At 61.1% G+C, this 23,466-nt stretch carries 14 protein-coding genes and 2 pseudogenes; 9 read left to right on the top strand and 7 right to left on the bottom strand.

Translation table 11 applies throughout. The features are described 5' to 3' along the window. Positions 1-25 precede the first annotated feature (25 nt). The 3 genes and pseudogenes from ACTJK7_RS04245 to ACTJK7_RS04255 all read right to left on the bottom strand — a co-directional run. Complete coding sequence (locus tag ACTJK7_RS04245) at positions 26-1,768, bottom strand: potassium/proton antiporter (RefSeq protein WP_011332112.1); 1,743 nt, start codon at positions 1,766-1,768, stop codon at positions 26-28. A gap of 262 nt (positions 1,769-2,030) precedes the next feature. Next, positions 2,031-2,903 carry a methyl-accepting chemotaxis protein gene (locus ACTJK7_RS04250; RefSeq protein ID WP_371850982.1) on the bottom strand — a complete coding sequence of 291 codons (873 nt, stop codon included), beginning with the start codon at positions 2,901-2,903 and terminating at the stop codon, positions 2,031-2,033. Next, a pseudogene (locus tag ACTJK7_RS04255) lies at positions 2,886-3,764 on the bottom strand (MCP four helix bundle domain-containing protein); the annotation flags it as partial. The pseudogene ACTJK7_RS04255 and the gene ACTJK7_RS04250, both read right to left, overlap by 18 nt. Positions 3,765-3,935: 171 nt before the next feature. Here ACTJK7_RS04255 and ACTJK7_RS04260 point away from each other — a divergent pair. The 4 genes and pseudogenes from ACTJK7_RS04260 (at position 3,936) to ACTJK7_RS04275 (ending at position 6,503) form a co-directional block, all read left to right on the top strand. Further along, complete coding sequence (locus ACTJK7_RS04260; RefSeq protein WP_007952320.1) at positions 3,936-4,166, top strand: hypothetical protein; 231 nt, start codon at positions 3,936-3,938, stop codon at positions 4,164-4,166. Then, complete coding sequence (locus ACTJK7_RS04265; RefSeq protein ID WP_064382868.1) at positions 4,163-4,465, top strand: cell division protein ZapA; 303 nt, start codon at positions 4,163-4,165, stop codon at positions 4,463-4,465. Before ACTJK7_RS04260 ends, ACTJK7_RS04265 begins: the two co-directional genes overlap by 4 nt. Positions 4,466-4,610: 145 nt before the next feature. Beyond that, a pseudogene (locus ACTJK7_RS04270) lies at positions 4,611-5,636 on the top strand (cache domain-containing protein); the annotation flags it as partial. Positions 5,637-5,771: 135 nt separating this feature from the next. Then, a complete protein-coding gene (locus ACTJK7_RS04275) occupies positions 5,772-6,503 on the top strand; it encodes a methyl-accepting chemotaxis protein (protein WP_440819223.1) in 732 nt (243 codons plus the stop codon). 124 nt (positions 6,504-6,627) lie between these two features. On the opposite strand, the gene ACTJK7_RS04280 is transcribed toward ACTJK7_RS04275, so the two are convergent. Both ACTJK7_RS04280 and putA read right to left on the bottom strand, forming a co-directional pair. After that, entirely contained in the window at positions 6,628-8,430 is a 1,803-nt protein-coding gene (locus ACTJK7_RS04280; RefSeq protein WP_108559245.1) for an acyl-CoA dehydrogenase, read from the bottom strand. Between the two features lie 277 nt (positions 8,431-8,707). Next, positions 8,708-12,661 (bottom strand): trifunctional transcriptional regulator/proline dehydrogenase/L-glutamate gamma-semialdehyde dehydrogenase, encoded by a 3,954-nt coding sequence (putA, locus tag ACTJK7_RS04285; RefSeq protein WP_108559247.1) that lies wholly within the window; start codon positions 12,659-12,661, stop codon positions 8,708-8,710. Positions 12,662-13,117: 456 nt separating this feature from the next. On the opposite strand from putA, the gene putP reads away from it, so the two are divergent. The 5 genes from putP (at position 13,118) to ACTJK7_RS04310 (ending at position 19,806) form a co-directional block, all read left to right on the top strand. After that, positions 13,118-14,602 (top strand): sodium/proline symporter PutP, encoded by a 1,485-nt coding sequence (gene putP / locus ACTJK7_RS04290; RefSeq protein WP_064382872.1) that lies wholly within the window; start codon positions 13,118-13,120, stop codon positions 14,600-14,602. Between the two features lie 352 nt (positions 14,603-14,954). After that, positions 14,955-16,970, top strand: coding sequence for a type VI secretion system Vgr family protein (locus ACTJK7_RS04295; RefSeq protein WP_108559250.1), 2,016 nt, complete (start codon positions 14,955-14,957; stop codon positions 16,968-16,970). Beyond that, positions 16,960-17,667, top strand: coding sequence for a DUF4123 domain-containing protein (locus tag ACTJK7_RS04300; protein ID WP_440779985.1), 708 nt, complete (start codon positions 16,960-16,962; stop codon positions 17,665-17,667). Before ACTJK7_RS04295 ends, ACTJK7_RS04300 begins: the two co-directional genes overlap by 11 nt. A 331-nt stretch (positions 17,668-17,998) precedes the next feature. After that, positions 17,999-18,310, top strand: a complete 312-nt coding sequence (locus tag ACTJK7_RS04305; protein WP_108559254.1) for a hypothetical protein — start codon at positions 17,999-18,001, stop codon at positions 18,308-18,310. Positions 18,311-18,966: 656 nt separating this feature from the next. Continuing rightward, complete coding sequence (locus tag ACTJK7_RS04310) at positions 18,967-19,806, top strand: 23S rRNA (adenine(2030)-N(6))-methyltransferase RlmJ (RefSeq protein WP_064382876.1); 840 nt, start codon at positions 18,967-18,969, stop codon at positions 19,804-19,806. 144 nt (positions 19,807-19,950) lie between these two features. Here the strand turns inward: ACTJK7_RS04310 and msrA are convergent, their stop codons facing one another. Then, a complete protein-coding gene (gene msrA / locus ACTJK7_RS04315) occupies positions 19,951-20,616 on the bottom strand; it encodes a peptide-methionine (S)-S-oxide reductase MsrA (RefSeq protein ID WP_236195586.1) in 666 nt (221 codons plus the stop codon). A gap of 104 nt (positions 20,617-20,720) precedes the next feature. Further along, the gene (locus tag ACTJK7_RS04320) at positions 20,721-23,417 is read right to left on the bottom strand and encodes a putative bifunctional diguanylate cyclase/phosphodiesterase (RefSeq protein WP_108559256.1); all 2,697 of its coding nucleotides are present in this window, start codon (positions 23,415-23,417) and stop codon (positions 20,721-20,723) included. Positions 23,418-23,466 lie beyond the last annotated feature (49 nt).

The following is a 23,466-nucleotide window of genomic DNA, read 5'->3' on the forward strand; positions in this document are numbered from 1 at the left end:
TCAAGCAAGTGAGAGTGGACGCAGTTTAGAGGAAGAGCCCGGGGCCCGGGCGACTTCCTTCGGGGAATCTGACGCCCACTTTGCCGATCTTGTTCCCGTCCATGACCGCAACCGTCCAGTGGGTGTTGTTCCATTCCACCTGGTCGCCAACGATCGGTGCACCGCCGACTTTCTGGGCAATGAAGTGGCCCAGGGTCATGTCCGGATCGATGCCTTCGGCGGGCAGGCCGTACAGGGCGGCAACCGCTTTGAGCTGGGCATCTCCTTCGAGTACGAAGTCGCCGAAGAAGCGCAGATCGAGGCCGCGTTGCGGCGCCTGGCTGAACAGTTTTCCGAGGGCCGGCAGGTTGTGCTCATGGCCGATAACACACAGCAAATCATCGACTTCCAGCACCGTACTACCCGACGGATGGAGCAGTTGCTGACCGCGAAACAGGGCGGCGATACGGGTGCCTTCGGGCATTTTCAGTTCGCGCAGGGGCGAACCGATGCACCATTTTTCCGCGCCGAGCTTGTAGACGAACAGTTCCCACTCGCTGGTGACGTGCACTTCGAGGGCGGCGCGGGAAATCGGCGCCGGCTCCGGCGGTACCGTCACCTTGAGCAGCTTGGCGACCCACGGCAGGCTCGTGCCCTGCACCAGCAGCGACACCAGCACGATGAAGAACGCGAGGTTGAAGTACAGCTGCGCATTCGGCAGCCCGGCCATCAGCGGGAACACCGCCAGAATGATCGGCACCGCGCCGCGCAGACCGACCCAGGAAATGAACGCCTTTTCGCGGCCATGGAAGGCCTTGAACGGCAGCAGCCCGACCAGCACCGACAGCGGCCGTGCGAACAGAATCATCCACAGCGCCAGACCCAGCGCAGGCAGGGCGATCGGCAGTAAGTCATGCGGGGTGACCAGCAGGCCCAGCACCAGGAACATGCCGATCTGCGCCAGCCACGCCATGCCGTCGAGCATGTGCAGAATGCCGTGACGGCTGCGCACCGGGCGGTTGCCGATGACCAGACCGCACAGGTACACGGCGAGGAAGCCGCTGCCGTGCAGGGCGTTGGTCAGGGCGAACACCACCAGACCGCCGGCGATCACCAGAATCGGATACAGACCGGTGGCCAGGTTGATCCGGTTGACCAGTTGCAGCATCAGCCAGCCACCGCCCAGACCGATCACCCCACCGATGCCGAATTCGCGGATCAGGTGGGTCAGCAGGCTCCAGTGCAGGCCGGTCTGGCCGCTGGCGAGCATGTCGATCAGGGTCACGGTGAGGAACACCGCCATCGGGTCGTTGCTGCCGGATTCGATTTCCAGGCTGGCGGTCACCCGCTCGTTCAGGCCCTTGCCGCCGAGCAGCGAGAACACCGCGGCGGCGTCCGTGGAGCCGACGATGGCGCCGATCAGCAGGCCTTGGATCAGGTTGAGGTCAAACAGCCACGCGGCCGCCATGCCGGTGAGGCCGGTGGTGATAAGGACGCCGACCGTGGCCAGCGACAAGGCCGGCCACAAGGCCACGCGGAAACTGGACACCCGGGTGCGCAAACCACCGTCGAGCAGGATCACTGCCAGTGCGAGGTTGCCGACCAGATAGGCCGTCGGGTAGTTATCGAAAATGATGCCGCCGCCATCGACCCCGGCACTCATGCCGACCGCGAGGATGATCACCAGAATCGGGATGCCGAGACGGGAGGAAAGGGAGCTGACAAGAATGCTTGCGCCTACCAGCAACGCGCCGATCAAGAACAGGCTGTTGATGGTCGTCGCATTCAAAGGCAGTACTCCAGAAGCGGAAAGACGGGCACAAACTGACCATGCAGTCTGCGTGCCAGCGATTCTAACCTGTTGAAATGTGATGCTGTCAAAAAGCTTTTGCACCAGAGGAGGCGATCGTTCCCACGCTCCGCGTGGGAATGCCTCAATGGACGCTCTGCGTCCGCTTTTGGGACGCGGAGCGTCCCGGGCTGCATTCCCACGCAGAGCGTGGGAACGATCAACCTCTCGATGTGAGAATGATCAAAAGGGGGCTTCTATCTCAGAGGCTGAACCGCCCAACCATATTGTTCAGATCAAGCGCCAATCGCGACAGCTCATTACTGGCCGCACTGGTCTGATTCGCGCCGGTCGCCGATTGCACCGACAGATCGCGGATGTTCACCAGGTTGCGATCCACTTCCCGCGCCACCTGCGCCTGCTCTTCGGCGGCGCTGGCGATCACCAGGTTGCGCTCGTTGATTTCAACGATGGCCGTGTTGATCGTGTCCAGCGACAGACCCGCGCCACGGGCGATGTTCAGGGTCGATTCGGCGCGCTCGGTGCTGTTGCGCATCGAATCCACGGCGTGTTCGGTGCCGCTCTGGATGCTGCCAATCATGCGCTCGATTTCGCTGGTCGACTGCTGGGTGCGGTGCGCCAGGGCGCGAACTTCGTCGGCGACCACCGCAAATCCACGACCGGCTTCACCGGCGCGGGCCGCCTCAATTGCAGCGTTGAGCGCCAGCAGGTTGGTCTGGTCGGCCAAGCCACGGATCACGTCCAGCACCTTGCCGATGTCACGGGATTCGTTGGCCAGATCACCGATCAGGGTAGCGGTGCTCTGCACGTCGGCGCTCATGCGTTCGATGGCGCTGACGGTTTCCTGCACCAGATCGCGGCCGTCGCCGGCGGAGGTGGTGGCGTTCTTCGAAGCTTCCGAGGTGCTGACGGCGTTGCGCGCAACTTCTTCCACGGCGCTAGTCATCTCGTTGACCGCGGTGGCAGCCTGCTCGATTTCGTTGTTCTGCTGGGTCAGACCCCGGGCGCTTTCGTCGGTGACGCTGTTCAGCTCTTCGGCGGCAGAGGCCAGTTGGGTGGCCGAGCCGGAAATCCGCTGCAGGGTGTCGCGCAGCTTCGACTGCATCTTGGCCATGGCCGCCAGCAGGCGCCCGGCTTCGTCGGTGCCGTCCACTTGGATCGGTTGGGTCAGATTGCCTTCGGCGATGGTTTCCGCTGCATCCAGAGCCTTGGCGATCGGCTTGGTGATGCTGACGGTCAGCAACCAGGCGAACAGGAAGGTCAGACCGGTGGCGATCACCAGCAGGGTCACCACCAGATTGAAGGCCGAGGAATACTGGTCGGCGGCCTGCTGGTTGGTTTCGCTGATCTGCTGGCCGTTGATCTGCATCAGGCGGTTGAGCACGGTGTTGATCGCTTCGGAGTTGTCGAGCAACTGGGTGTTCAGCAGGTTGCGCAGCTCATCCACCTGATTGTTGCGCGACAGGGTTTTCATCCGGTCTTCGATCTGGCGGTACTGACCCAGCAACTGCACGTACTGGTCGTAGGCCGCACGCTCTTCGGGGCTGCCGATCAACGGCTCGTAATCGGTCTGGGCCTTGCGGATCTGCTGGTTGCGCATATCGAGCAGATCCATGGTTTTCTGCTGGACGTCCGGCTCGCGGTTCACCAGCAATCGGTACGACAGCACCCGCAGGCGCAGGGTCAGCTGAGTGAATTCGTCGAGGTTCTTGATGCTCGGCACGCTGCTGGAGGAAATGTCCTCGGCGGCGCCGCGGATCTTGCTCATCTGATTCAGGGCGAACACACCGAGAATCAGCATCAGGCCGCCGATCAGGGCAAAACCGGTGAACGCCCGGGGGGCGATGTTCATATTGCGAAGGGACATGGAGGCGGATACCAGGGAAGGGCCGCATCCGTGCGGGCTGAGACTGCTGTTGGGTGACTTATCGGTCATACGACTAAAGTCTTGAGGTGGTGTGCGTATTTGTCGCATGGGGCGTCGGGCGACGAAGTGCAGGAACCAGATCGGCAGATCACAGTCTCTAACACTCGCAAGAACGGTCGGCCGCCAGGAAAATCAAGGCCTTGCGCCGGTTTAACCCTGGCGTCAACGACGACTTTTCTTTATCGTACGCGCCCTTTGAAAAAGCCCTGGAAGATCAAAATGTTGGAAGCATCCCTCAGCCAATTGGAACAGCTCGTCAGCGATCTGGTGCAACAGAACCAGACCCTGTCGGAAACCAACCAGACCCTGTCCACGGAACTGGCCCAGGCCAAGGATGAAAACGAAAGCCTGCAACTGAGCCTGATGGAACAGGAAGAAAAGCACGGCGCCACCGCCGCGCGCATCCAGGCCCTGGTTGATCGCGTCAACGCAGGTCCTGTCAGCGCATGAACCACGGTACAGCAGGGGTAAAAGTCATCTCCATCCTGGGGGAGGACTATTCGATCAAGGCACCGGCCGGGGAAGAACAGACCCTGCTGGACGCTGCGTTGATGCTCAAGGCCGCACTGGCCGACACCAAGAAGAAATACCCGACCCTGATCGGCGACCGCCTGCTGGTGCTGGCGGCGATGAATCTGTGCTCGCAGCAGATTGAAATGAAGAAGCAGCATCAGCAGGAACTCGAGCGTTACCAAGAGCAAGTCAGCGCCACGGTCGAGACCATCGCCAAGACCATCAATCAGGGTTGATGGGGTTGCGCACAACCAAAGAATAAGATTGTCGATTTCGCTGTATACAATCGGCACGGCTGTTGCAGTGTTTCAGCCTCTTATTCTTTGGGGGTGCTCCATGCAGTTCTGGCGTCGCAGTATTCAATGGCAGTTGATCCTCGGTATGGGCACCGCCCTGCTGGTCAGCATTCTGATCGTGGTTGGCATTTATACCCTGGTGGTCAACCGCCTCGCCCAGAGCTATCTGGTCGAACAGGCGCTGCCGTCGAGCATCGAAGCGACGCGCAACGACATCGAACGAATCCTCGTTCAACCCCTCACCGCCGCCAAGGACATCGCCAGCAACACGATGGTCCGCGACTGGCTGGCCAATGGTGAAGATTCCGCCAGAACGGCGGGTTTCGCGCAGTATCTGGAAGGCATCCGCGCCGAACACAAGGCGTTTACTGCGCTGATCATCGGCACCGAATCCAATCACTACATCACCGAAAAAGGCCTGGATCGCACCCTCAGTCGCGACAAGCCGGCCGATGCGTGGTTTTACTCGTTTCTTGACAGTAACCAGTCGCGAACCCTGAATATCGACAACGACGGGGCCACTGGAGAGCTGGCGCTGTTCATCGATTTGAAGGTGGAGCAGGCCGGCAAAGTGGTCGGTGTCGCGGGCCTTGGGCTGAGCATGAAAGAGCTGTCGGAGCTGATTCACAACTTCAGCTTCGGCGAGCGCGGGAAGGTCTATCTCGTGCGTTCCGACGGTCTTATCCAGGTCCATCCCGAGGCACAGTTCAGCGGCAAGCGCACCTTGAGCGAGCAGATCGGTGGCTCGGCAGCACACGCGGTCATGGGCCATAAAGTGGCCGCCAACAGCAGCTTTCAGCGCGACGGCGAAGACTTCCTCGCCTTCAGCCTGCCTTTGCGCGATCTCGGTTGGACCCTGGTGGCCGAAGTGCCACAGTCGCAGATCTACGCCGAAGCCCGTCGGGCGATGTGGATGAGCAGCGGCATCGGCCTGGTGGTGGCGTTGGTTTGCCTGGCGCTGGTGATCTGGCTGGCCCAGGGGTTGGTGCGACCGATTCGTCAGGTAACAGCTGCACTGGTAGCAATCGGTAGCGGTGGTGGAGATTTGACCCATCGGTTAGATTCCAGCCGCGCCGATGAACTGGGCGACCTCGCGCGGGGCTTCAACCGTTTCCTCGACAGCCAGCGCGGGATGATTGGCGAGGTGCTGACCACCAGCGAGCGTCTGCGCGTTGCTGTGGGCCAGGTGGCCAGTGTTGTGGATAACACCGCCGAGCGCTCCGGCCGCCAGCAGGAAATGACCGATATGGTCGCCACCGCCGTCCACGAAATGGGCCTGACCGTGCAGGAGATCGCGCAGAATGCCGGCAACGCCGCTCTCGCCTCGCAAACCGCCCGCGATGAAGCGATGCAGGCGCGGGAAGTGGTTGGTGGCTCGATTCGTCATATCGAAAGCATGTCCGATGAAATCGGCGTCGCCGCTGGGGCGGTGGGGGAGCTGGCGCATCAAGTGGCGTCGATCGATCAGGTGCTGGCGGTGATTCGCGGGGTGTCCGAGCAGACCAACCTGCTGGCGTTGAACGCTGCCATCGAGGCTGCTCGAGCCGGCGATATGGGGCGTGGTTTTGCAGTGATAGCGGATGAAGTGCGCACCTTGGCGCGTCGGACTCAGGCGTCTACAGACGAGATTCAGCAGATGATCGGCAGCCTCAAGCAGGGTGCGGAGAATGCGGTGTCATCGATGCGAACCGGGCAGGCCGCGACGGGGACAGGAGTTGAATCGAGCCAGCGTACCGGGGCGTCTTTGACTGCGATTACCGGGCAGGTCGAGCGCATCAGCGACATGAACCATCAGGTGGCGACGGCGACTGAGGAACAGTCGGCGGTGACCGAGGAGATCAACCGCAACGTACAGGGCATTTCCGATCTGGCCCGGGCGACGGCGGGGGAGGTCCGCGCCTGTCGTGAGGATTGTCAGATGCTGCAGCGGCTGGCGGATGATCTGGCGCGGCAGATGGGCAGGTTCAAGTTGAGCTGAAATTGATCGTTCCCACGCTCTGCGTGGGAATGCAGCCCCAGACGCTCCGCGTCCTCTCAAGATCGTGACGCAGAGCGTCACAGGAGGCATTCCCACGCGGAGCGTGGGAACGATCATTAAGAGGTCAAAACCACGCATCCTGCATTGCCAGACACGTATCATCCCGCGCCTCCAGCAACGCCAGCTCATGCTGGCACCCCGGCACTTCCCACGTCAGGAAATAGCGCGCCGCCTGCAACTTGCCCTTATAGAAGTCGGCATCCGCCGCATTGCCCTTGGCCAACCCTTCCTCGGCGCGAATCGCCTGCTCCAGCCAGCGCCAGCCAATCACCGCATGCCCGAACACCTTCAGGTACAGCGCCGAGTTCGCCAGGCTGCTGTTGACCTTGCCCTGAGCCAGGTCGGTCAGCAGACCAATGGTCACGCTCTGTAGGCGCGCCACCAGTTTCTCCAACGGCTCACGCAGTGCGGTCAACGATTCGTACGCTACCGCGCGCTCGGCGGTGTCGGCGATCAGTCGAATCAGCTGCTTGAGCCCGGCGCCACCGTTCTGCGCCAGTTTGCGCCCCAGCAAGTCCAGCGACTGAATGCCGTGGGTGCCTTCGTGGATCGGGTTCAGGCGGTTGTCGCGGTAGTACTGCTCCACCGGGTACTCGCGGGTGTAACCGTGGCCGCCAAGAATCTGGATCGCCAGTTCGTTGGCCTTCAGGCAGAACTCGGATGGCCAGGATTTGACGATCGGCGTCAGCAAGTCCAGCAGTTCGTGGGCCTGCTTGCGCTCCGCTTCAGACTCCAGAGTGGTGGTGTCATCGAACAGCCGCGCAGCATAAAGGCCGAGATCGAACGCCCCTTCAACGTAGGATTTCTGGATCAACAGCATGCGTCTGACATCGGCGTGCTGAATGATCGCCACCGGTGCCGTGGTCGGATCCTTGCTGTCCGGCACCCGGCCTTGCGGACGTTCGCGAGCGTATTCCAGCGAGTACAGATAACCGGCATAACCGAGCATCACCGCGCCCATGCCGACGCCGATGCGCGCCTCGTTCATCATCTGGAACATGTAGCTCAAGCCGTGGTGCGGCTTGCCCACCAGATAACCGACACACTCACCGTTATCGCCGAAGTTCAGCGCCGTTGACGTCGTTCCGCGCCAGCCCATCTTGTGGAACAGCCCGGCCAGCAACACGTCGTTGCGTTTGCCGAGGCTGCCGTCATCGTTGACCAGAAACTTCGGCACGATAAACAGCGAAATCCCCTTCACCCCGGCCGGTGCGTCCGGCAGCTTGGCAAGCACCATGTGCACGATGTTTTCCGAGAGCGGGTGATCGCCGCCGGAAATGAAGATCTTGTTGCCCTTGAGGCGATAAGTGCCGTCGGACGCAGGCTCGGCGCGGGTACGAATATCCGACAGCGACGAGCCGGCATGAGGTTCGGTGAGGGCCATGGTGCCGAAAAAACGACCGTCGATCATCGGTTGCAGGAAGCGTTGCTTCTGCTCTTCGGTGCCGAAACTTTCGATCAGGTTGGCCGCACCCATGGTCAGGAACGGATAGGAGGTCGACGCCGCGTTGGCCGACTGGAAGTGGGCGAAGCAGGCCTGGGACAGCAATGTAGGAAGTTGCATGCCGCCGGCGTCGAAACTGCGCGCTGCGTTGAGGAATCCGGCTTCGAGGAACGCATCCACTGCCGGTTTCACCTCGGGAATCAGAATCGCCTGACCGTTCTCGTAGCGTGGCTCGTTTTCGTCGCCCTTGCGGTTGTGCGGTGCGAAGTACTTCTCGGCGATGTTGCGCGCCGTGCCGATGGCGGCATCGAAGGTTTCGCGGTTGTGCTCGGCAAACCGCTCGCGCCGGGTCAGGCCCTCGGCATCGAGGACTTCGTACAGCTCGAAAGCCAGATTGCGGGAACTGAGCAGCGTCTCGGACATGTCGGCCTACCTTTTTTTGGAATGGACCGAGTCTAGGCGTGCGAATAAAGGCTGAACAGGAAGATTGATAACGGTGATGGAGAGGCCAAAAAAATGGGCGCCGGTGAGGGCGCCCATTTCAGGTTGCTGTACTGATCGTTCCCACGCTCTGCGTGGGAATGCAGCCCCGGACGCTCCGCGTCCCATCGGTGCCAGGCTTGAAATCGGCAGCGTGGCTGGAACGCGGAGCGTCCCTTGAGGCGTTCCCACGCAGAGCGTGGGAACGATCGCGCGGGAGTTAACCGATGGTCATCAGACTGGCGTTACCACCTGCCGCAGCGGTGTTGACGCTCAACGCACGCTCGATCACCAGGCGCTCCAGAGCAATGTTGGTCTCGCCCTGGGACAGGCCCTGAACCCCGACGATGGCGCCGGCACGTTTGGCGATCTGCTGGCAGACCGCACGCAACTGGTCGGAATGGCCGTGATGCAGAACCGCATCGAACACCACGTCGTCCTTGTTCCAGTCGGAAACCAGTTTGATCCGCGCCTGAATTTCCTTCGGCAGGCGTGCGAACAATGCCTTGCTGGTGTCGGATTCCGGCCAGACTGCCGAACCGCCTACCGCCAGTACTGCAGCGAGTTGGGTCAGCAGATCACCTTCGATGTCCGCCAGGCACAGCACGTGCTCGCGCGGCAGGATCGCGTAGCTGTTCTTTTCGCCGGTCGGGCCGGCCAGTACGCGGGTGATACCGCTTTGCGACTGCGCCGCGTACTGCACGCACAGGGTGCTCAGGTCGGCGAACTTGTTGCTGTCGGCCCAGGCTTTCAGAGCGGTCAGCGGTTTGCTCATGGCGTCGCGCAGACGAACGTCCGGCGCCACGGCAGCATCAGCGCGAGCGAAGGATTGTTCGATGGCATCGGTAGGACGCGTCGACAGCAGACGGTACAGGTACAGCGGGCCACCGGCTTTCGGGCCAGTACCCGACAGGCCTTCACCACCGAATGGCTGGACGCCGACCACGGCACCCACAATGTTGCGGTTGACGTAGACGTTACCGGCGTTGACGTTGTCGATCACCTTGGCGATGGTCTCGTCGATGCGGGTGTGCACGCCGAGGGTCAGGCCGTAACCGGAGGCGTTGATCTGGGCGATCAACTGGTCGATCTCTTTACGCTTGTAGCGCACCACGTGCAGCACCGGGCCGAAGATCTCGCGTTGCAGTTCGTCGAAGCTTTCCAGCTCGATCAGGGTCGGCATGACGAAGGTGCCGCGTTTGACTTCCTCGGTATCGGCAATAGCCACCTGGTACACGTTGCGACCTTTGTCGCGCATGCTCTGGATGTGCTTCTCTATGCCGGCCTTGGCTTCGGCGTCGATCACCGGGCCGATGTCCACGGACAGACGCTCCGGGTTGCCGAGACGGCTTTCAGCCATCGCGCCTTTGAGCATTTCGATGACGCGATCAGCGGAATCTTCCTGCAAGCACAGGACGCGCAGGGCCGAGCAGCGCTGACCGGCGCTGTCGAAGGCCGACGACACCACGTCGATCACCACCTGTTCGGTCAGTGCCGAAGAGTCGACGATCATCGCGTTCTGGCCGCCGGTTTCGGCGATCAGCGGAATCGGACGGCCCTGGTTGTCGAGGCGACCGGCGATGTTGCGTTGCAGCAGACGGGCGACTTCGGTGGAACCGGTAAACATCACGCCTTTGACGCGTTCATCACCCACCAGGCCGGCGCCGACGGTTTCACCGCGACCCGGCAGCAGTTGCAGCACGCCTTCCGGAATCCCGGCTTCGAGCAGCAAGCGTACGGCTTGTGCGGCCACCAGCGGAGTCTGCTCGGCCGGTTTGGCCAGCACCGGGTTACCGGCGGCCAGTGCGGCGGCAACCTGGCCGCTGAAGATCGCCAGCGGGAAGTTCCATGGGCTGATGCACACCACCGGGCCCAGTGGGCGGTGGGCGTCGTTGCTGAAATCGTTGCGTGCCTGCACCGCGTAATAACGCAGGAAGTCGACAGCTTCGCGGACTTCGGCGATGGCGTTGGCGAAGGTCTTGCCGGCTTCGCGAGCCAGCAGGCCCATCAGCGGCTGGATCTCGCCTTCCATCAAGTCAGCGGCGCGTTCCAGAATCGCGGCACGTTCGGCGGGCGGGGTGGCCTGCCAGATCGGTGCGGCGTTCAGGGCGCATTGGATTGCGTTGTCGACGTCTTCGACCGTGGCTTCCTGCACGTGGCCGACCACGTCACGCAGATCGGACGGGTTCAGCACCGGTGCCGGCGCTTCGTTGCTGGAGGCGCAACCGAGCATCGGCGCGGCTTTCCAGTTGTTGTGCGCGGTCGCCAGCAGGGCGCAGGACAGCGAAGCCAGACGATGTTCGTTGGCCATGTCGATGCCGCTGGAGTTGGCGCGCTCGGAACCGTACAGGTCACGCGGCAGCGGAATGCGCGGGTGCGGCAGGCCGAAACCACCTTCCACGGTTGCCATCTGCTCGATTTGTGCAACCGGATCGGCCACCAGTTCCTGAATCGAAATCGACTGGTCGGCGATGCGGTTGACGAACGAGGTGTTGGCGCCGTTTTCCAGCAGACGACGTACGAGGTACGCCAGCAGGGTTTCGTGGGTGCCGACCGGAGCGTACACGCGACACGGACGGTTCAGCTTGCCTTCGGAAACTTTTCCTACAACCTGCTCGTACAACGGTTCGCCCATGCCGTGCAGGCACTGGAATTCGTACTGGCCCGGATAATAGTTCTGACCGGCAATGTGATAAATCGCCGACAGGGTGTGGGCGTTGTGCGTAGCGAACTGCGGGTAGATGACTTCCGGCACCGACAACAGTTTGCGGGCGCAGGCGATGTAGGAAACGTCGGTGTACACCTTGCGGGTGTAGACCGGATAGCCTTCCAGGCCTTCGACCTGGGCGCGCTTGATTTCGCTGTCCCAGTACGCGCCTTTCACCAGACGGATCATCAGGCGATGACGGCTGCGGCGAGCCAGGTCGATCACGTAATCGATCACGTACGGGCAACGCTTCTGGTAGGCCTGGATCACGAAACCGATGCCGTTCCAGCCGGTCAGTTGCGGCTCGAAGCACAGGCGCTCGAGCAGATCCAGCGACAGCTCCAGGCGGTCGGCTTCTTCGGCGTCGATGTTCAGGCCGATGTCGTATTGCTTGGCCAACAGGGTCAGCGACAGCAGGCGCGGGTACAGCTCGTCCATCACACGTTCGTACTGGGCGCGGCTGTAGCGCGGGTGCAGGGCCGACAGCTTGATCGAGATGCCCGGACCTTCATAAATCCCACGGCCGTGGGACGCTTTGCCGATCGAGTGAATGGCTTGTTCGTACGAGGCCAGGTACTTCTGGGCGTCGTGTTCGGTCAGCGCCGCTTCACCGAGCATGTCGTAGGAATAGCGGAAGCCCTTGGCTTCGAACTTGCTCGCATTGGCCAGGGCTTCGGCGATGGTTTCGCCGGTGACGAACTGCTCGCCCATCAGGCGCATGGCCATGTCGACGCCCTTGCGGATCATCGGCTCGCCGCTCTTGCCGATGATACGGCTCAGCGACGAGGTCAGGCCGGCTTCGTTATGAGTCGACACCAGTTTGCCGGTCAGCAGCAGGCCCCAGGTTGCGGCGTTGACGAACAGCGACGGGCTGTTGCCCAGGTGTGGCTGCCAGTTGCCGGTGCTGATCTTGTCGCGGATCAGCGCATCGCGAGTGCCTTTGTCCGGGATCCGCAGCAGCGCTTCGGCCAGGCACATCAGCGCCACGCCTTCCTGGGACGACAGGGAAAACTCCTGCAGCAGACCCTGAACAATGCCTGCACGACCGCCGGCACTCTTCTGGTTACGCAGTTTTTCCGCGATGGTCGCGGCGAGTTTGTTGGTGGCTTCGGCCATCGGTGCCGGCAGGCGAGCCTGCTCGATCAGCATCGGTACCACTTCCGGCTCAGGGCGACGATAAGCGGCGGTGATCGAGGCGCGCAGCACCGATTGCGGCAGGATGCTTTCAGCGAATTCGAGGAAGCATTGGTGAGCGTGATCGGTATGGACTTCGCCCGCGTCGTCGGTGTCCTTGGCGGACAAACCGTTCAGCTCGGTCAGGGTTGCACCACCCTCGAGTTTTTCCAGGTAATTGAAAATTGCCTGCTTGATCAGCCAGTGCGGTGTGCGATCAATCGAGGTTGCGGCGGCCTTCAGGCGTTCGCGGGTCGGGTCGTCAAGTTTGACCCCAAGGGTGGTGGTAGCCATATTTTTATCCTCATAGGTGCCGCAGTTGCGCGACAACAGCTGGCGGCAAGATTAGCCGCGAGCCGAAACAGGTGCAACCGGGTGCAACCCTTTTTTGTCGGAATATTCTGCAGCTCGTCAGGAAATAATTTCTGGTACGAAAGTGCTGCTCTTGCTTGGTGCTTTTGCTTCTAGAAAAGCGTTGTCACTGCGTTAAAAGGGAGCAAAAAGCGACTTCCGTAGGATAAATCCGACTGGGTGCAACTAATTCTCAAGAAACTGGTTGCACCTGTTTTGCTTTGTTGCATAGGATTCGCGCCCAAGGTGCAACCGGGGGAACCCGACGCACCGGCCAATGGCTTTCCTGGGGAAACATTGGTCATAAATGCGCGGCAGTGCGAATCGTCTGTCAGACGTCAGTCTGCAAACGGTGCAACCGCCGCCGCTACATAAAAACAAAGCCAGGGCACGTACGTAATGAGCGCAAGTAATCCAACCCTGATCACGTTCGTGATCTACATCGCAGCAATGGTGCTGATCGGCTTCATGGCCTATCGCTCCACCAACAACCTTTCTGACTATATTCTTGGCGGCCGCAGCCTCGGCAGCGTGGTGACGGCATTGTCCGCCGGTGCTTCCGACATGAGCGGCTGGTTGCTGATGGGCCTGCCGGGCGCCATCTACATGTCCGGCCTGTCCGAAAGCTGGATCGCCATCGGCCTGATCGTCGGTGCCTACCTGAACTGGCTGTTCGTTGCCGGTCGCCTGCGTGTTCAAACCGAACACAACGGTGACGCGCTGACCCTGCCGGACTACTTCTCCAGCCGTTTCGAAGACAAGAGCGGTCTGCTGCGCATCATTTCGGCAGTGGTGATTCTGGTGTTCTTCACCATCTACTGCGCTTCCGGCATCGTGGCCGGTGCCCGTCTGTTCGAAAGCACCTTCGGCATGTCCTACGAGACGGCGCTGTGGGCCGGCGCTGCGGCGACGATTGCCTACACCTTCGTCGGCGGTTTCCTCGCGGTGAGCTGGACCGACACCGTACAAGCCACGCTGATGATCTTCGCACTGCTGCTGACGCCGATCATCGTGCTGCTGGCTACCGGTGGCGTGGATACCACGTTCCTGGCCATCGAAGCGCAGGACCCGAGCAACTTCGACATGCTCAAGGGCACCACTTTCATCGGCATCATCTCGCTGATGGGTTGGGGTCTGGGCTACTTCGGCCAGCCGCACATCCTGGCGCGCTTCATGGCCGCTGATTCGGTCAAGTCGATCGCCAACGCCCGTCGTATCTCCATGACCTGGATGATCCTGTGCCTGGGCGGCACCGTGGCCGTGGGCTTCTTCGGTATCGCTTATTTCTCGGCGCACCCGGAAGTGGCCGGTCCAGTGACCGAAAACCACGAGCGTGTGTTCATCGAACTGGCGAAAATCCTGTTCAACCCGTGGATTGCAGGCGTGCTGTTGTCGGCTATTCTCGCGGCAGTGATGAGCACCCTGAGCTGCCAGTTGCTGGTGTGCTCGAGCGCCCTGACCGAAGATTTCTACAAGGCTTTCCTGCGTAAATCCGCTTCGCAAGTCGAGCTGGTATGGGTTGGTCGCGCCATGGTGCTGCTGGTTGCGCTGGTCGCTATCGCCCTGGCTGCCAACCCGGAAAACCGCGTGCTGGGTCTGGTGTCCTACGCCTGGGCCGGTTTCGGTGCGGCCTTCGGTCCTGTGGTGCTGATCTCGGTGATCTGGAAAAAGATGACCCGTGACGGCGCACTGGCCGGCATCCTGGTCGGCGCGATCACCGTGATCGTGTGGAAGCATTTCGAATTGCTGGGTCTGTACGAAATCATCCCGGGCTTCATCTTCGCCAGCCTGGCGATCTACCTGGTCAGCCTGATGGGCCAGCCGAGCGCCGGCATGGTTCAGCGCTTTGAAGCGGCCGAGAAGGATTTCCATCTGAACAAGTGATGGGAATGAGCTGAGGCTCACCAGAAAACGGCCCGCGTCCTAAAGGAAGCGGGCCGTTTTTTATTGCCTGCGATTTCTGATCAGCGCTGGCGATCCCCGTGGGAGCTGGCTTGCCAGCGATGAGGGCGGCACATCCAGCATTTAGAGTGACTGACAAATCGCCATCGCTGGCAAGCCAGCTCCCACAGGGTTCTGCGATATTTCTGACGGATCTGTCTGTAGTTGAAAGCGTCGATTGTTGAAGGCCAAATCGAAGTTTCAAGTAGGGAAAATCTGATTTTTCAGTCACCCGTCCTGCACCCCTTGCCCCTCATGCAGAATCGCCCGCCCTCATTCTGCAGAGAGACATCGGATGTTCGCGCCTGCCAATCAACCGCGTTTCACGTTGACCGTCGAAGGCGCCCAGTTTGACCTCAAAGTCCTTGAGTTCACGGGCAAGGAAGCCATCAGCCAACCCTTCCGCTTCGACCTGGAGCTGGTCAGTGAACGGCCGGATCTGGATCTGGAAAGCCTGCTGCACTGTCAGGCGTTTCTGAGTTTTGATGAAGACGGTTCCGGTATCCACGGTCAGATCTATCGGGTCGGGCAGGGGGATTCCGGCAAGCGTCTGACCCGCTATCACGTCAGCCTAGTTCCGCGTCTGGCCTACCTGGGTCATCGGATCAATCAGCGGATCTTCCAGCATCAAAGCGTGCCGCAGATCGTGACGCAGATCCTCAAGGATCACGCGATCCTGCGCGATGCCTTCACGTTTCGCCTCGGCAGCGATTACCCGCCCCGTGAATATTGTGTGCAGTACGCCGAAAGCGATCTGGCGTTCATTCAGCGGCTGTGTGCCGAAGTCGGTATTCATTTTCACTTTCAGCACAGCCCGGACGGACATCTGTTGGTGTTCGGCGACGATCAGACGGTATTCCCGCGTCTGACCAAGCCGACGCTGTACCTGCCGGGCAGCGGCATGGCCGCATCGGCACCGGCGATCAAGCGCTTCACCGTACGCGTTGAAACCCGCACCAGCGTGGTCACCCGGCGTGATTACGACTTCACCAAACCCCGGCTGGCACTGCAAAGCCGTGCAGTAAGCGAACAGCGCCCGGTGCTGGAGGATTACCAGTTTCCCGGCCAGTTCACCGAGCGCGAAACCGGCAAGCAACTGGCCCAGCGCACCCTTGAACGACATGTCGCCGACTACCGTCAGGCCGAGGGCCGCAGCGATCAATCCGCTCTCGTCAGCGGACATTTCCTGCAACTGACCGAGCATCCGCGCCAGGATCTGAATGACCTCTGGCTGCTGACTGCTATCGAACACCGTGGCCGACAGCCGCAAGTGCTGGAGGAATCGGTGACCAGCGACGGTGATGACTTCCAGGGCTACCGTAATACCTTTCTCGCCACGCCGTGGGACGTGTTCTTCCGCCCGCCGATGGGCCCGGAAAAACCACGGATGCTCGGCTATCAACCGGCCGTGGTCACCGGCCCGAAAGACAGTGAAATCCATTGCGATGAGTACGGTCGGGTCAAGGTGCAACTGGCCTGGGATCGCGACGGTGAACTCAACGAGCATTCCAGTTGCTGGCTGCGGGTTGCCAGCGGCTGGGCCCATGATCGTTATGGCAGCGTGCTGATCCCCCGAGTCGGCATGGAAGTGCTGGTGGGGTTCATCGATTCCGATGCCGACAAACCGCTGGTCATGGGTTGCCTGCCGAACGCCGCCACGCCGGTGCCGCTGGATCTGCCGGCCGACAAGACCCGCAGTATTTTCCGCAGCCAGAGTAGTCCCGGCGGTGGGGGCTACAACGAATTGCGTATCGAAGATCGCAAAGGCGCCGAGGAAATCTACCTGCGCGCCCAGCGAAACTGGACCCAGCACGTATTGAACGATCAGCAGGTGCAGGTGGATAACCAGCGCAGCGTTGTCGTCACCGGCCTCGCCAAACACGAGCTGAAAGCCGATGAGCAGCGCATCACCCACGGCCAGCGCCATACCGAGGTGAGGCAGGACGACCACCTCACGGTGACCGGCGACCGGCACATCCGCGTGAGCAATCAGGCGATCAACGCCAGTGCTCAATTCCACGTCAGCGCCGGCCAGCAAGTGGTGATCGACGGCGGCGCGAGCGCGACGATTCAGGCGGGCGGGCAGTGGATCAACATCGGCCCCGGCGGGATCTTCAGCAGCGTGCCGATCGTTGTGGGTGGTGCGCCGATGGCGGCGATGAGTGCGGCGCCGACGGTGCCGGGGTTGCCGGAAAAACTGGCGGCAGCCCCGGCTGCGATTCTGACTGCCGCACAAATCATGAGCCTGAAAGGTGATGCGCCGTTCTGTGAAGAATGCGAGCGCTGCAAAGGTGGTGTCTGTGCAGCCTGATCAATGGTTGAAGGATGTGCCGCTGAAGCCGTCGGAGCTGTTGTTCGCGATTTTCAGTAGCGCCAGTGCGGCAGAGCCACTGAAGGCCTGGCCGCTGAAAGCGCAGATGCCGAAACCGGTCTGGGCGGAAACGATCTATGCCGAGTGGGATGCGGTGATGCCCTACGTGGGAATCGTCGACGCGGGCAGTGAGTTTCTGGATTGGGTGGCGACCACGGAGTCTCGCGACTGGGGTTGGCTGGCGGTTTCTTCGGCGGGGCTTGAGGCGGTGGTCGAGCACTTTCGCAGTTTGACTCAGGTGCTGATGCCGGACGGGAAAGCGGTGTTCTTCCGGTTCTGGGATGGGCGGTTTTTGTTGCCGATCCTTGAGTCGTCCGAGGTGGATGCCGGGCAACTACTACCGGTCCTCACGCGAGGATTGATCAATGGTCAGACCGTCGAGATCGGGGGCAGGGCGCGGGTCTCGGGTCGGGAGTTTCCTTGGTGGTCGGTGCCGGAAAAGCTGCTGGCGCAGTTCGGCGAAGATGCCCGGATCAACAACGCCTTGCAGTGGTTGAGCGAGGAGCAGCCGGCGTTGTTCGAGGCGTTTCCCGCCGACGTTTTGCGTTGCAAGGTTGTCAGGTTTTTTGCGGTTTCAGCGTCAGACGAATCGTCGGCTTCGGCATTGCTGGACTACTTGCGGGACGAGTCAGAGTGAAATTTCCGGGCAAAGGCTTCGGACGTTTCCTGCGAGTTGCGGCGGTTTGCGTGAACTGGTGGGCGCGGAGATGCGGGGATAGTCTTTGGTTGTCTCCGCAAGTGTGGAGGCAGGGCGTAGGAGCCCTGATTTCAGAGCAGTGCATAAGCGTCGTTGCCCGATTTGCGGCAGTCTTCGCTCGACCGTAAGATCTTTTGCGGCGGTTATGCGCGGGCACGCTTCGGCGTGGCTGAGTGCTCTGGTCTCAGTCCTCCTACCCCGCGCATGGCTGCCACCCAATCCTGTAGGAGGGAAACGGTGTGCGCCTCTTTCACTACCAGAGGATTAAACAATGAGCACGCTTCATCCAGATCCACCCTACGAACCCTTCATCCCTCACCCCGACAACCGCCTCATGGCGCTGACCAGCAACTGCAACGACATGCCCACCCTGTTCATCGACACCCACGCCCCGCTCGACATCCTGATGGACGCCGCCAACTACCGCATCCGCGCCGTGATCCAGGTCCTGGAAAACATGTGCATGCGCGGCTCGGTCGAGTGCGACTCGGTCATCCTCAGCGACTTCGCCCAGCTCTGCGTGATACCGCTGCGTGATGGTTGTGATGTGTTGGATGTGATTGGCAAGCGACTACGCTCGTAGCTTTAGTAGGCGAGGCATAGCCTTGAGACGAGGGAGCTTGTCGGCTTATCGCACCGTACCGCTTGAGCGCGCCAAACAAGCTCTCTCCATTTGTTTTTTCAGATTTTTGTAACGTCACTTATGAGTTTTCCCAGCGGGCCATCGGTGATCGTAACCCTGACTCTGTCTCCAGCGATTACGGACGGCGGTGTTAGCGTTGTTGCGTCAAATGTTCCACCTCCGTTATCAAGGGTTACGCTGATGATGGAATCCTGACCAAACGCCTGAGTTCCCGGGATCGGGCCTGGGCCGATTGAGACTTTCGCAACAGTGCCAGTACCTGATGTGGTGGTAATGGATTGTGCCATTGATGACGATCCTCTTTGCAATGGATTGAAACATTACAAGCGTTAACGAACGCTGGTCCTGTCACCTGATTAGGTGTTGTTTTCGGTGAGATGGATACTGTCAAAGTTGACAGGCAGAGGTCGTGATTCCATTTAAAAAGGTACCAGTCGTCGGAATCAGGCTAATGCTGCGCTAAATTGGTCGGGCGACTCCACTCATTGCAGTCCCGTTTTATCAGGGGCTTTTGGAGGGTTGTCACCCACTCAGCCCCCAACCCCTGACTTGCCGCCCGGTAAAAGGTAAACTTCACGGCCCTCGCAGGAGCAGCCATGAATTATCGTCACGCCTTCCATGCCGGCAATCATGCCGATGTGTTCAAACACCTGACCTTGACCCGCCTCATCGCCCTGATGTCGCGCAAGGAGCAGCCGTTTGCCTATCTCGACAGCCACGCCGGCATCGGTCTGTATGACCTGCAGGGCGATCAGGCCAACCGTACCGGCGAGTACCTGGAAGGCATCGCGCGGTTGTGGGATCAGCCGGATCTGCCGGCGCTGACCGCTGACTACATGAAAGTGCTGCACGAGATGAACCCGGATGGCCAGTTGCGTTATTACCCGGGCTCGCCGGAGTTGGCGCGGCGTCTGACTCGTTCCCAGGATCGTGTGTTGCTCAACGAGAAGCACCCGGAAGATGGCGTACTGCTCAAGGACAACATGAAGGGCGACCGCCGTGTGGCCGTGCATCTGGGCGAGGGCTGGCATGTGGCGCGGGCGCTGCTGCCGGTGGCCGAGAAGCGAGCGGTGATGCTGATCGATCCGCCGTTCGAGAAGCTCGACGAGATGCAGCGTTGTGCGGCGTCGCTGAAAGAGGCGATCTCGCGGATGCGCCAAACCGTGGCGGCCATCTGGTATCCGGTGAAGGATCAGCGCGCATTGCGTCGTTTCTATCAGGATCTGGCCGGCACCGGTGCGCCGAAGTTGCTGCGGGTCGAGTTGCTGGTGCATCCACTGGATACGCCGAACAGCCTGAACGGCTCTGGCCTGGCCATTGCCAATCCGCCGTGGGGGCTGGAGGAAGAATTGCGTGAGCTGCTGCCGTGGTTATCCAAAAAGCTTGGGCAGACCCAGGGTGGATGGCAGATGGATTGGTTGATCGCCGAAAGCTGATCACTGACCGATCGTTCCCACGTAATGATCGTTCCCACGCTCTGCGTGGGAACGCCTCAATGGACGCTCTGCGTCCGCTGTTGGGACGCGGAGCGTCCCGGGCTGCATTTCCACGCGGAGCGTGGGAACGATCAGTGGTCGCGGTCAGTTCCCCGCCAGACTCGGCGGCATGCACACGCCAGTGCCGCCAATCCCGCAATAGCCTTCCGGGTTTTTCGCCAGATACTGCTGGTGATAGGCCTCGGCGAAGTAAACGGTAGGCGCCTGTTCAATCTCGGTGCTGATTTCACCCAGACCCGCCTTCGACAGTTCGGCCTGATAAACAGCCTTGCTCTTCAACGCCGCCTCCAGTTGCTCCGGATGGGTCGCGTAGATCACCGAACGGTACTGGGTGCCGATGTCATTGCCCTGGCGCATGCCCTGCGTCGGGTTGTGCAATTCCCAGAACATCGCCAGCAGCTCTTCGTAGCTGACCTTGGCCTTGTCGAACACCACCAGCACCACTTCAGCGTGGCCGGTCAGGCCCGAGCAGACTTCTTCGTAGGTCGGGTTTGGCGTGTAACCGCCGGCGTAACCGACCACGGTGCTGACCACGCCTTCGCGCTGCCAGAAGCGGCGCTCGGCACCCCAGAAGCAGCCCAGGCCGAAGATCGCGAAGTCGACGTCCTGAAAGAACGGACCAAGCAACGGCGTTTCGGTGAAAACAAAGTGTTTTTCAGGCAGGGCCATTGCGGTTTCGCGGCCTGGCAGAGCTTGTTCTTTAGTCGGTAGCACGTTTTTGTTCACCAGAATTTCCGAGCGCAGAACCATGATCGTTCCTCTCAGTCAGGATGGGATGTAAAAGTCTGACCGCCAGTGTGCCCAATGATGCCCCGTTAATCACTAGGCAAAATGTGCGGGTACTGCCTTGGGATTTACAGGCAGAGCGGGCCGCGCGGGTAGCGCTTGAGCGCCTGGATCAGCTCGCCGCCCGGAATCGGCCGGTCGAACAGGTAGCCTTGGCCGACGTCGCAGCGGTGCCGGCGCAGGAACGCCAGCTGCTCGGCGGTCTCGATGCCTTCGGCCACGACCTTGAGTTTCAGGTTGTGGGCCATGGCGATCACGGCGGAGGTGATTTCCATGTCGTCCTGGTTGTCCGGGATTTCGTGGATGAAGCTGCGATCGATCTTGATGATGTCGATCGGGAATTTTTTCAGGTAGCTGAGCGACGAGTAGCCTGTGCCGAAGTCGTCCATGGCCAGGGTCAGGCCCAGACGCTTGAGCTGGTCGAGCTGCAAGTGGGTGTCTTCGGTGGCTTCCAGCAGCAGGCCTTCGGTCAGTTCCAGTTCCAGCAGATTGGCCGGCAGCGCTTCTTCCTTGAGGATGTTGGCGATCGAGGCCACCAGATCCGGGTCGGAAAACTGCTTGGGCGACAGGTTGATCGCCACTTGCAGATTGCCCATGCCGGCGGCGGTCAGCGCCTTGCTCATGCGGCAGGCCTGGCGGGCGATCCACTTGCCGATCGGGATGATCAGGCCGGTTTCCTCGGCGACGCTGATGAACTGATCCGGGCGGATCATGCCGCGCTCCGGATGATTCCAGCGCAGCAGCGCTTCCATGCCCAGCAATCGGCCGCTGCGCAGGCACAGCTTCGGCTGGTAGAACACGTCCAGCTCGTTCTGGGTCAGGGCGCGGCGCAGGTTGTTCTCAACGAACAGTTTGTAACTGGCCTCGGCGTTCAGCGCTTCGGTGAACACCTGCACCTGGTGTTTGCCGTTGGCCTTGGCCTTGTGCAGGGCAAGGCCGGCGTTGCGCATCAGGGTTTGCGGGTCGCGGCCGTGCAGCGGCGCGCAGGCCAGGCCCACGGAGCCGGTGACGCTGATCAGCTGGTTGTCGACGAACATCGGTTTATCCAGCGTCGCCAGCAATTGGTTGGCGATCTGCTGCCCGGTGGCAAGGTCAGTGTCGTCGAGCAACACCGCGAATTCATTACTGGCGAACCGCGCCAGGCTGCCGCTCGGGCTCAGGCTGTTGCGCAGGCGCCGGGCCAGGCTGATCAACAGTTTGTCGCCGGTCTGGTGACCGAGGCTGTCGTTGATCCGCTTGAAGTTGTCGATGTCCACCAGCAGCAGGCTGATCGGCGTATCGCTGTCACGGGCGAAGCGTTCATCCAGGTTGCGGATAAATGCAGGCCGGTTGCCGAGGTTGGTCAGGTTGTCGGTGTAGGCCAGGCGCTCGATGCGCTGCTGCGCCAGTTTGGTCTGGGTGATGTCTTCGTAGATGCCGATGTAATGCGTCAGCTCACGGTTGTCACCGTAGACCTTGGAAATCGACAACTGGCCCCAGTAGGGTTCGAGGTTCTTGCGGCGGCTCTTGAATTCGCCTTGCCAGCTATTGCTTTTGGCCAGCGCGGAGGGCGCGTCGAACAGCAACTCGCTGAGGTTTTCCAGGGCCGGCAGCTCCGAGAGGCGCTGGCCGTGGACTTCCTCAGTGGTGTACTGGGTGATCGCGGTGAAGCTCGGGTTGACGTACTCGACCACGCCGTCGCAATTGACCAGCAGGAAGGCGTTGGCGCTTTGCTCGACCGCGCGCTGGAACAGGTGCAGGGCGCTGGTGGCGGTGCGGCGATTGTGGTTGTTGATGACCTGGGCGAACTGGTCGGCCAGTTCACCGGCAAAGGCGATTTCGTCGGACTGCCAGGCGCGGGTGACACCGGTCTGCTCCAGGCACAACACGCCGACCACCTGGCCGTCGACGCGGATGCTGGCGTCGAGCATGGCGTTGACGTCACGCGGGCGCAGGGCCTCGGCCATTTCCCGGGTACGCGGGTCGCGCATCGCATTGTGCGCGTCGATGGCGCGGCTGCCGTGCAAGGCTTCCATGTAATCGGGGAAGCCGCTGACATCAATCACGTCCGGCAGGATGTATTCCTGGGTAGCACGGTGGTACGCCGAAATCGGCACCAACTTCTGGCCTTCGAGGTTCCACAGGCTGGCACAGTCGATTTCATAGATATCGCAGGCGCAGCGGGTGATCAGCTCGGCCGCTTCCTGCAGGGAGTTCTGGCTGCTGTAGCGCTGGCGGGCCAGCAACAGGATCAGATCCTGCTGGGCGCGCACCCGCTCCAGATGTTGCAGCTGTTCCTGCTGGGCACGCTGGTTGAGCTCAAGGGCGATTTGCAGGCGTGAATTCTGGGTTTCAAGGTCGACGGACGGCAGCGAAGGTGCCTCGTCGAACACATTGTCGACCGCCAGCAGGTAACCGCGCAGCAAGTGGCGGTTGTGCTGTTTGTAAGCTTCGCCGAGCTCAAGAATGCTCAGCGCGCCGGCGGCGGTGTGCAGGGTATAGCGCACCAGGTAATGCGGGCTTTGGCCGAGTTGTTGCTGGATCGCATCATGCAGTTGATAGCGCGCTTCGGGCTCCATCAGGCTGGCGTAGGGCGAGCCGACCAGGGCGCAGAGCTCGACGGCGGGCTGGCCGAACTGGCGTTCACAGTTGGGATCGAGAAACAACATGGCCCAACTGGCTTCATTCAAGCGCTCGAAACGCAGCATGCCGAGCCGCGAGGGCACAGGCAACTGCGTCACTACCTCGGCCACCATACGGCTGGCGGCATCGGGTTGGCTCTTCATGAAGGGAACTCGCTTGGAAATTTGCTGAACGCGCCGGGCTCGCGCCCTC

It is taken from the genome of Pseudomonas sp. 22085, from assembly GCF_052045815.1.
GTDB classification, from domain to species: Bacteria; Pseudomonadota; Gammaproteobacteria; order Pseudomonadales; family Pseudomonadaceae; genus Aquipseudomonas; species Aquipseudomonas glycinae.

Bases quoted from the DNA above. Each gene is read 5' to 3' on its own strand.
- ACTJK7_RS04250 (WP_371850982.1), bottom strand. From the start codon at position 2,903: ATGGCCAAGATGCAGTCGAAGCTGCGCGACACCCTGCAGCGGATTTCC.
- ACTJK7_RS04260 (WP_007952320.1), top strand. From the start codon at position 3,936: ATGTTGGAAGCATCCCTCAGCCAATTGGAACAGCTCGTCAGCGATCTG.
- ACTJK7_RS04265 (WP_064382868.1), top strand. From the start codon at position 4,163: ATGAACCACGGTACAGCAGGGGTAAAAGTCATCTCCATCCTGGGGGAG.
- ACTJK7_RS04275 (WP_440819223.1), top strand. From the start codon at position 5,772: ATGGTCGCCACCGCCGTCCACGAAATGGGCCTGACCGTGCAGGAGATC.
- ACTJK7_RS04280 (WP_108559245.1), bottom strand. From the start codon at position 8,430: ATGTCCGAGACGCTGCTCAGTTCCCGCAATCTGGCTTTCGAGCTGTAC.
- putA (WP_108559247.1), bottom strand. From the start codon at position 12,661: ATGGCTACCACCACCCTTGGGGTCAAACTTGACGACCCGACCCGCGAA.
- putP (WP_064382872.1), top strand. From the start codon at position 13,118: ATGAGCGCAAGTAATCCAACCCTGATCACGTTCGTGATCTACATCGCA.
- ACTJK7_RS04295 (WP_108559250.1), top strand. From the start codon at position 14,955: ATGTTCGCGCCTGCCAATCAACCGCGTTTCACGTTGACCGTCGAAGGC.
- ACTJK7_RS04305 (WP_108559254.1), top strand. From the start codon at position 17,999: ATGAGCACGCTTCATCCAGATCCACCCTACGAACCCTTCATCCCTCAC.
- ACTJK7_RS04310 (WP_064382876.1), top strand. From the start codon at position 18,967: ATGAATTATCGTCACGCCTTCCATGCCGGCAATCATGCCGATGTGTTC.
- msrA (WP_236195586.1), bottom strand. From the start codon at position 20,616: ATGGTTCTGCGCTCGGAAATTCTGGTGAACAAAAACGTGCTACCGACT.
- ACTJK7_RS04320 (WP_108559256.1), bottom strand. From the start codon at position 23,417: ATGAAGAGCCAACCCGATGCCGCCAGCCGTATGGTGGCCGAGGTAGTG.